Origin of the sequence: Comamonas sp. B-9, assembly GCF_000410635.1 — a bacterium.
In the GTDB taxonomy this organism is placed as follows: Bacteria; Pseudomonadota; Gammaproteobacteria; order Burkholderiales; family Burkholderiaceae_C; genus Comamonas.
This window is the reverse complement of sequence record NZ_KE148533.1, coordinates 1410-9647: the sequence shown is the minus strand read 5'-3', so window position 1 is coordinate 9647 and position 8238 is coordinate 1410. Positions and strand designations below refer to the sequence as shown.

At 65.9% G+C, this 8238-nt stretch carries 8 protein-coding genes and 1 pseudogene; 7 read left to right on the top strand and 2 right to left on the bottom strand.

The window, feature by feature from the left end; all coding sequences use genetic code 11:
• From H928_RS33080 to H928_RS0107375, 4 genes are all read left to right on the top strand, one after another.
• Positions 1-880 (top strand): aldehyde dehydrogenase family protein (locus H928_RS33080; RefSeq protein WP_239644904.1); only part of this gene is annotated, 880 nt, incomplete at its 5' end.
• Between the two features lie 386 nt (positions 881-1266).
• The gene (locus H928_RS0107385; RefSeq protein ID WP_021025922.1) at positions 1267-1797 is read left to right on the top strand and encodes a GNAT family N-acetyltransferase; all 531 of its coding nucleotides are present in this window, start codon (positions 1267-1269) and stop codon (positions 1795-1797) included.
• A gap of 140 nt (positions 1798-1937) precedes the next feature.
• Positions 1938-3158 carry a class I SAM-dependent methyltransferase gene (locus tag H928_RS0107380; protein WP_021025921.1) on the top strand — a complete coding sequence of 407 codons (1221 nt, stop codon included), beginning with the start codon at positions 1938-1940 and terminating at the stop codon, positions 3156-3158.
• 29 nt (positions 3159-3187) lie between these two features.
• Positions 3188-4183, top strand: a complete 996-nt coding sequence (locus H928_RS0107375) for a tRNA-dihydrouridine synthase (RefSeq protein ID WP_021025920.1) — start codon at positions 3188-3190, stop codon at positions 4181-4183.
• 8 nt (positions 4184-4191) lie between these two features.
• On the opposite strand, the gene H928_RS0107370 is transcribed toward H928_RS0107375, so the two are convergent.
• Positions 4192-6024 carry a phosphatidylserine/phosphatidylglycerophosphate/cardiolipin synthase family protein gene (locus H928_RS0107370; RefSeq protein ID WP_021025919.1) on the bottom strand — a complete coding sequence of 611 codons (1833 nt, stop codon included), beginning with the start codon at positions 6022-6024 and terminating at the stop codon, positions 4192-4194.
• A gap of 248 nt (positions 6025-6272) precedes the next feature.
• Here H928_RS0107370 and H928_RS0107365 point away from each other — a divergent pair, with 248 nt between their 5' ends.
• Complete coding sequence (locus H928_RS0107365) at positions 6273-6533, top strand: hypothetical protein (RefSeq protein WP_021025918.1); 261 nt, start codon at positions 6273-6275, stop codon at positions 6531-6533.
• A gap of 124 nt (positions 6534-6657) precedes the next feature.
• On the opposite strand, the gene ribD is transcribed toward H928_RS0107365, so the two are convergent.
• Positions 6658-7782, bottom strand: coding sequence for a bifunctional diaminohydroxyphosphoribosylaminopyrimidine deaminase/5-amino-6-(5-phosphoribosylamino)uracil reductase RibD (gene ribD / locus H928_RS0107360; protein ID WP_021025917.1), 1125 nt, complete (start codon positions 7780-7782; stop codon positions 6658-6660).
• Positions 7783-7963: 181 nt separating this feature from the next.
• Between ribD and H928_RS34040 the strand changes: the two are divergent.
• Positions 7964-8056 (top strand): annotated as a pseudogene (locus H928_RS34040) (hypothetical protein); the annotation flags it as partial.
• Positions 8057-8238, top strand: a 182-nt coding sequence (locus H928_RS30695; protein ID WP_373604910.1) for a Tfp pilus assembly protein FimT/FimU, incomplete at its 3' end; no start/stop codon positions are given.

Genomic DNA, 8238 nt, shown 5'->3' with positions numbered 1-8238 from the left:
CCTGCTGTTCACCGGCTCGGCGGCTACCGGCCGCAAGGTGGCGCTGGCCGCTGCCAACCAACTGGTGCCCACCACCTTGGAGCTGGGTGGCAAATCGCCCTGCCTGCTGGAGCAAAGCTGCGATATCCAGGACGCGGCGCGCAAGATTGCCCATGCCAAACTGCTCAATGCCGGCCAGACCTGCATTGCGCCCGACTATGTGCTGCTGCCGCGCAGCAGCGCTGCCGCCTTTGTCGAGGCCTATACCCAGGCCGTGCAGCGCATGTACCCGCAGCTGCAGGGCAACCCCGATTACACCTCGGTCATCCATGCGGCCCATGCCAGCCGGCTGCTGGGCATGCTGGCCCAGGCCGAGCAGGCCGGTGCCCAGGTGATCCGCCTGGCAGGCGGTGGGGAGGAGGTGTCCCAAAGCCGTATCGGCGACGGCATCAGCCGCCAGCTGGTGCCGGCGCTGGTGCTGGGGGTGGGCGCGCAGATGCAGCTGATGCAGGAGGAAATCTTTGGCCCGGTGCTGCCGGTGCTGCAGTACGACGACCGCGAGGAGGCGATTGCAGCGATCAACCATGGCGAGATACCGCTGGCGCTGTACTGGTTTGGCCAGGACCGCCGCCAGGGCCGCGATGTGGCGCAGCGCGTGCGGGCTGCTGGCATGTGCATGAATGACTGCCTGCTGCAGTTTGCCCATGGGGCCCTGCCGTTTGGCGGCTGGGGCAAGAGCGGCTGGGGCGCGCTGCATGGCTACCATGGATTCATGCGCTTTTCTCATGGCAAGCCTGTGCTGTGTCAAGGTGCCTGGTCAGCGGCTACATGGCTCTATCCGCCTTATGGCCGGCGCTTTGATGGCCTGATGCGGTGGCTCGGTCGCAGCTTTATGCGCTAAGACCTTGATTTGTAGGCAGGGGCACCCTTCGGGTAAACGCCTAGCGCAAATGCAGTCATTTGCAAACCCCTGCACAAATTGACCTACAAGCCTATTGTGGGGCTACCCAAATGATGTCAGGAGTGAGACAATGGCGGGCTTTCGCGCACCATACTCTCTAGCGCGCTGTTCACGCGCTGACTCTTCCATATGCCCTTAAAAAAGCCTTCAGCAGTGCCTTGTTGCCTGCTGATGCTGCGTGAGCCATGGTGTGTTGCAGGTGGGTGGATGTTGAGCCTCAGGGTGCTCCATCCCCACTTGACACCCGGCCGGGCGTGATGGTCGCAGTGTACGACGAGATATACGTGCTTTTTGGTTAATTCATTGATTTTTGTTTTCGGTTATCCATGTCTGAAACTATCCAGGTTCGTCCCGCAACTCTCCGTGATGCCAAAGCCATTGCCCAAATCCATGCCGCCGCTTCGGTGGAGAGCTATCGCGGTGTTTTGCCCGATGACCAACTGAAGTCCATCTCTTCCGTCGAAAAGCGCCAGGCTTACTGGCGCGAAGCCATCGAATACTGCGAGCCGCAGGTGCAAGTGGCCGTTGAAAACGACAAGATCGTCGGCTTCATCGGTTTTGACCGCTCGCGCGATGCCAAGACCCGCCCCACCACCGGTGAGATCTGGGCGATCTATGCTGCCCCTACCCACTGGGACCAGGGCGTGGGCGTGGCACTGTGGGATGCGGCGCGTGATGGCCTGTCCGAAGAAGGCTGCACCTCGGTGACCGCCTGGGTGCCACTGCGCAACGAGCGCGCACTGCGCTTCCATGAGTCTGCCGGTTTCAAGCGCGAGATGTCGACCGCCAAGACGGCCACCGTCGGTGCCATCAAGATCGAAGAAGTGCGCATGCAGCGCTCCTTGATGAACCGCTGATCCTTGCTGGCCGGGCATGCGCCGGCCCTGCGCAGGCAGGGCGGGGCAGCCTTGCTCTCAAGAGGCCGTCTTGGACGGCCTCTTTGTTTTTCCCCCTTGGCAGCTGGCGCCTTGCCGCACTGCCCCAGAAAGCCTTTTGTATGACCACTGCCCAGCCAGAGAGTTTGCCCACCATCCACTGGGAGGAAGGCGGCGATGCACGCAGCGCGCGCTGGCGCAGCGAGCGCGGTGCGGCCGCCGCCGCCCGCGTGGTGCTGGCCGATGACACCTTGCCCGCCGATGTGGCCTACCGGCTGGGCTGCGAGGGGACGGCGCTCTTGTGGCGCGGTGACTTTCAAAATGCCCGCATGCTGCTGCAGTCGCTCACGCGCCGTCTGGACAAGACCGGCGAGCGCAAGGCCAAGAAAAAGCCCGCTGCCGCTGCGGTGGCCGGCATGCCCACGCCGCAGCTGGCCTTGCCCTTCCACCAGCAGCGCCAGCTGCAGGCGCAGCGCGCCCGCGTGCTGTCGATGGTGCTGATCGAGTTGGACCCGCAATATGCCATCCACCTGCGCCGCGCGCCTGAGGTGCAGGCCGCTTGTATCGACGCCTGGGGCGCGCCCGCAGGCGACCAGCCCCAGGTGGTGTCGCTGCGCGAGCTGCAGGCCCTGGTGGGCGCCCATGAATGGCGCAAAAAAGGCGTGGAAATCCCCGCGCTGGCCAAGCTGGCGCCCAAGGGCTATGACCGCATCCACCCGCACTACGGCGTGTTCTCGCCGGTGCGCGGCGAGTATGTCGACCTGATTGCGCAGGCGCCGCTGCCCACCGCGCTGGCCAAGCAGTCGCTGGCCTATGACATCGGCACCGGTACCGGCGTGATCGCTGCCGTGCTGGCGCGCCGTGGCATCCAGAAGGTGCTGGCCACCGATACCGACCCGCGTGCCCTGGCCTGCGCCAAGGAAAACCTGGAGCGCCTGGGTGTGGACCAGCGCGTGGAGCTGGCGCAGACCGATCTGTTCCCCGAAGGCAAGGCCGCGCTGGTGGTCTGCAACCCGCCCTGGGTGCCTGCCAAGCCCAGCGCGCCAGTCGAGCGCGCCGTCTATGACGAAGGCAGCCGCATGCTGCGCGGCTTTCTGGCCGGAGTGCCCGCCCATCTGGTGCCCGGTGGCGAGGCCTGGCTGATCCTGTCCGATTTTGCCGAGCACCTGGGCCTGCGCAGCCGCGAGGAGCTGCTCAGCTGGATCGCCGAGGCCGGCTTGCAGGTGGTGGGCAAGAACCACATCCGCCCGCGCCACCCCAAGGCCCAGGATGGCAGCAACCCGCTGCACCAGGCCCGCGCGGCCGAGATGACCACGCTGTGGCGCCTGCAGGTGGCCTGGTGATCGGCCTGATGGTCTGAACGGGGGCCCACATGCGCTTGTTGCTTGCGCCCATGGAGGGCCTGCTCGACTTTGTGCTGCGCGATGTGCTCACCAGCATTGGCGGCGCCGACCGCTGCGTGTCGGAGTTCATCCGCATCACCGGCAGCTTGCTGCCCGACAAGGTCTACCTGCGCACCATGCCTGAGTTGCGCAACGGTAGCTGCACGGCAGCCGGCACCCCGGTGCGCGCGCAGCTGCTGGGCAGTGATGCCGCCAGCATGGCGGCCAATGCGGTGCAGCTGGCGGCGCTGTCGCCCGAGGGGATCGATCTGAACTTTGGCTGCCCGGCCAAGGTGGTCAACCGCCATGGCGGTGGCGCGGCCTTGCTGCAGGACCCGGCCGCCATCCATGCGGTGGTCAGCGCGGTGCGCGGCGCTGTGCCCGCCGCCATGCCGGTGTCGGCCAAGATGCGCCTGGGCTTTAACGACCGGGCGCTGATGCTGGACTGCGCCTTGGCGATGCAGGAGGCGGGCGCCTGCGAGCTGGTTGTGCATGGCCGCACCAAGCTCGATGGCTACCGCCCGCCTGCCTACTGGGACCAGATTGCGCGGATCCGCGAGGCGGTGCACATCCCCGTCGTGGCCAATGGCGAGATCTGGACCGTGGAGGACGCCTTGCGCTGCCAGGCCGAATCCGGCTGCCAGGACCTGATGCTGGGCCGTGGCATTGTGGCCGACCCGGGCCTGGCCTGGCGCATCCGCAAGGCCGTTGCCGAGCGTGATGGCCTGCCGCTGCCCGCGGGCATGCGCGATGTGCAATGGCCGGATCTGCTGCCCGCCTTGCTGCGCTTTTGGCAGCTGGTCTGCGAGGACCTGGAGCCGCGCCAGCGCGCTGGCCGCTTAAAGCAGTGGCTCAACCTGATGCGCCGGGCCTTCCCCGAGGCCGAGGACGCCTACCAGCATGTGCGGGTGATGACGGACCAGGCAGCGATCACCGTGTGGCTGGATGACTTGCAGCAGCAGACGCAGGTGGAAGCAGCTGTTTAAATCAGCGCTTAAAGCAAAGAGTCAGGCGTAAAGGGGCTGATGATCTTGAGCATCAGCCGCAGCGGCAGGCTGGCATCGGGCTCGGTGGTCTGGTCCTTGAGCCGCGTGTTCTGCGGTGCCTGCCACAGCAGCTTGCCGTCTTTGAGCACCACATGCCAGGCGGCGCTCTCCAGGCCCTTCTCGATCATGCCAGCGGCCTGCCCCGAGAGCTTGCGGCTGCGCACCAGCACGGCGATCTCGGTGTTTTGCAGCTTGGAGCGCTGGTCCAGGTTCATCGAACCCACGACCAGCAATTGGCCGTCAAGCACCAGCACCTTGCTGTGCAGCATCACACGCCGCCCTTCACGAAAACTGTTCTGTCCGCTGCCCAGGCCAAAGGCGGCGCGCAAGTCGCTCTCGTCGCTGACCAGCTCGTACAGCTCGACCCCGTCGCGCAGCAAGGTCTCGCGGTGGCGGGCATAGCCGATATGGGCAATGGGCGCATCGTTGGAGGACAGCGAGTTGGTCAGGATGCGCACCCGCACGCCGCGCTGCACGGCATCCTTGAAGGCCTGGCGCATCGATTCGCCGGGCACAAAGTAGGGCGAGACGATCAGCAAATCCTTTTTGGCGTAGCCCAGCAGTTGCACCAGGCCATCGACCACTGAATCGGCGCTGGGGCTGTGGCCGGGGTTGCGCGTTTCTGCCAGCGCCCGCAGCTGCGCCAGGCGCTTGTTGTCCAGCACGCCAGGTGCGGCGCTCAGCGGGTTGGTCTGGCCGTCGGAGTCGCCCGCCGGTATCTTGCTGGGCGCATCGGCCATCACCACCGAATGGGCCCAGACCAGCGGAACGGTCTGGAGGTCCACTGGCTGCATGTCCCAGGCGCGCTCGCGCTGCTCGTCGGAGATTGCGCCGCCCGGGCGCGGCTCGCCATCGGGCGGCGAGGGCAGGGCGCCGCCGCTGCTGTTGCGGGCAGCGGGCTCGGATGCCGCATTCGCCGCATCGTCATCGCCCCCTTTGCTTTGGCGGGCCTGGTAGGCCTGCTGCATGTCTTCCAAGGTCTTTTTGCTGATCAGCGACTGCACCGGGTAGGCGCGCTCGTTGTTCCAGTAGCTGTCAAAGCTGCTCGACAGATCCCGCACGGCCGGGCCCATGACGAGCACATCGGTGTCCAAGAAGTTGGAGCTCTCGTCGTTGTCGAAATAGGCATCGCCCAGGTTGCGCCCGCCCATGATGCCCATCACGTTGTCGGCCAAAAACAGTTTGTTGTGCATGCGCTGCTGCGCGCGCTGGAAATCGGTGGCCGCGTTCCACATGCGGCTGATCGGCGAGTCGCGGTCACCGGGCAGCGGGTTGAACATGCGCATCTCGATGTTGGGCTCAAAAGCCAGGCGCATCACCTGCGCATTGCGCCCGGTGCCATGGAAGTCATCGAGCAGCACGCGCACGCGCACGCCCCGGCGCGCGGCATTCACCACGCTTTCGAGCAGGCGCGCGGTGCTGGCATCGGCATGGATCGCGTAGTACTGCACATCCAGCGTGTGCTTGGCGCCTTGTACCAGTGCCAGGCGCGCGCCGTAAGCAGCTTGCGCGCCGGCCAGTATCTCGAAGCCCGACACTCCGGGCCCGGCCTTGCTCTCGGCCTTTTGGCGCTGCTGGCTGATCTGCACCAGCGGGCTGCTGGCCGCTGGCGGCTGGGCCGATGAGACCGGCCTGTCCACCTGGGTCGGCAGCTTGCTGGCGCATCCGGCCAGCAGCACGGCCGCGCAGACCATCACCAGCCCGCGCTGCAACTGGGGCCAGGAGGTTGTCTCGGAGGGGCGCAACGGAGACAGGGCAGAGGTCAGCAAAGCAGGCAGCATGGCGGCAGGTTCAATCAGTGGGCTGGCGCTATTGTGCGTGAGCGCAGGCCATTGCGGTGGCCGCGTGGCTGCTTTGGCGGTGCTGTCGTACAGCCAGATGGCGCTACTGCGTCGTGGCGCAGCAACGCCGCGGCAAGCGGGGTGGCCGCTCAGCAGGGTTTGTGCCCGGACCGTCGCTGCAGACCTGCCGCTAGGATTGTTGAAAGCATTGGGGAGATGGACATCGATAGCCAATAGGAGGCCTGCTTATGCTGCGATCACTGCGCTTTTCCACACTGGTGCTGCTGCTGGCGGCCATGGCCATGCCGCCCGAGAGCGCCTGGGCCGCGCGCAAGAAAAATACCGAGGCCACGCAGGCGTCCAAAAAACCGGCCAAGGCCAGAGTCAAAGTCAAACGCCAGCGCAGCAGCAGTGCCGAAACCCTGGCCGAGCGCGACCGCCGCCTGCTGCGTGAATGTAAGGGGCTGCCCAATGCGGGCGCCTGCCTGGGCTACGCCAAGAGCCCCTAACACCACCCTTGATACGTCGTTACCAAGCCTTGTCGTACGCCTGTACTGCCTGCGGCTTGGCGCCTCGTCTCAACCGCAAACCTTCGGTTTGCTGGGTCGTGTGAGAGGCTCTAATGCGCTTGAATCAGAAAACCCCATGGCCCTGGAGCCGGGCGAGCACGCGCAGGTCGGCGCCCAAGGGCTCGATCGAGCGGATGTCCAAGGCGGGCGCCTGGTCCAGCTTTTGCAGCGCCATGCCGGCAAACGCGGGCAGGCCCTGGCCGAGCAGCTTGGGTGCCAGGTAGAGCAGGCACTCGTCGACGAGGCCTGCCTGCAGCAGCGCGCCATTCAGGATGCCGCCCGCTTCGACATGCAGCTCGTTGACTTCCCGTCTGCCCAGGTCTTGCATCAAGGCCGCCAGGTCGATGCGGGCGTTGGGACCTGCGGAGGCATGACCGGGCAGGCGCACGATGGTGGCGCCCGCCGCTTGCAGCGCTGCCTGGCGCGCGCTGTCTTCGCTGTGGGTGTAGACCAGCACTTCGCGCTCTGCGGCAAAAATGCGGGCCTGCGGGGGGGTGCGCAGCTGGCTGTCCAGCACCACCAGGCGCGGCTGGCGTGGTGTCTCCACATAACGCACATCCAGCGCCGGGTCATCGGCCAGCACGGTGCCCACGCCCGTCAGGATGGCGCAGGCCCGGGCGCGCCAGTGGTGGCCATCGGCCCGGGCGGCTTCGCCAGTGATCCACTGGCTGCTGCCATCGGCCAAGGCGGTTGCGCCATCGAGTGACATGGCGGCCTTGAGCCGCACCCAGGGCTGCTTGCGCACCATGCGGCTGAAAAAGCCAATGTTCAATTCGCGTGCGACATCGCCACCGTCTTCCGGCGCACAGACCACGACCTCCACGCCAGCGGCGCGCAGCCGGCCAAAGCCCATGCCCGCGACCAGCGGGTTCGGATCGGTGATGGCGCCCACCACCTTGGCCACACCGGCGGCGGCCAGCGCATCGCAGCAAGGCCCCGTGCGGCCCTGGTGTGCGCAGGGCTCCAGGGTGACATAGGCGGTCGCGCCTGCGGTGCTGTGGCCACGGGCCGCCGCATCGCGCAAAGCCATGATTTCCGCATGCGGCCCCCCCGCGCGCTGGGTGTGGCCCTGGCCGATCACCTGGCCATCGGCAGCGACCAGCACGCAACCGACGCGGGGATTGGGGGAGGTAATGAACAGGGCGCTGGCAGCCAGTTCCAGCGCGGTTTGCAGGTGTTGATCAGTCATGGAGCTTGGTCGCAATAGGGCTGGTACGGAGGGGCAGGGCATGGAGGCTCAGGCCCGCTGGCTGATTATCGGCGCAACACCGCGCCGGCTCTGCATTGGCACTGCTGTCCGCCCCAGCGCATTTAATTTTTAAATCGAAAAAGGCTTTACGCCGCCGTGTGAAGATTAAATAATCAATCGCATGAATTCAATAGTTTTAAATAATTTATTGAAACATCAAAGCGGGCACCGGCACAGCGGGCTGACCGCGGTCGAGCTGATGGTGGTGGTCAGCGTGCTGGCTATTATCGCGAGCCTGGCCGTGCCCAGTGCGAGCGGGCTGCTGCAGCGCTGGCGTGTGCGGCAGTCGCTGGAGGCCATGCATTCGGCGGTATTTCTGGCGCGCTCCGAAGCGATCAAACGCAGTGGCCTGGTCGCCTTGCAGAGGATTGCCGACAGCGGCCATTGCCAGGCCCA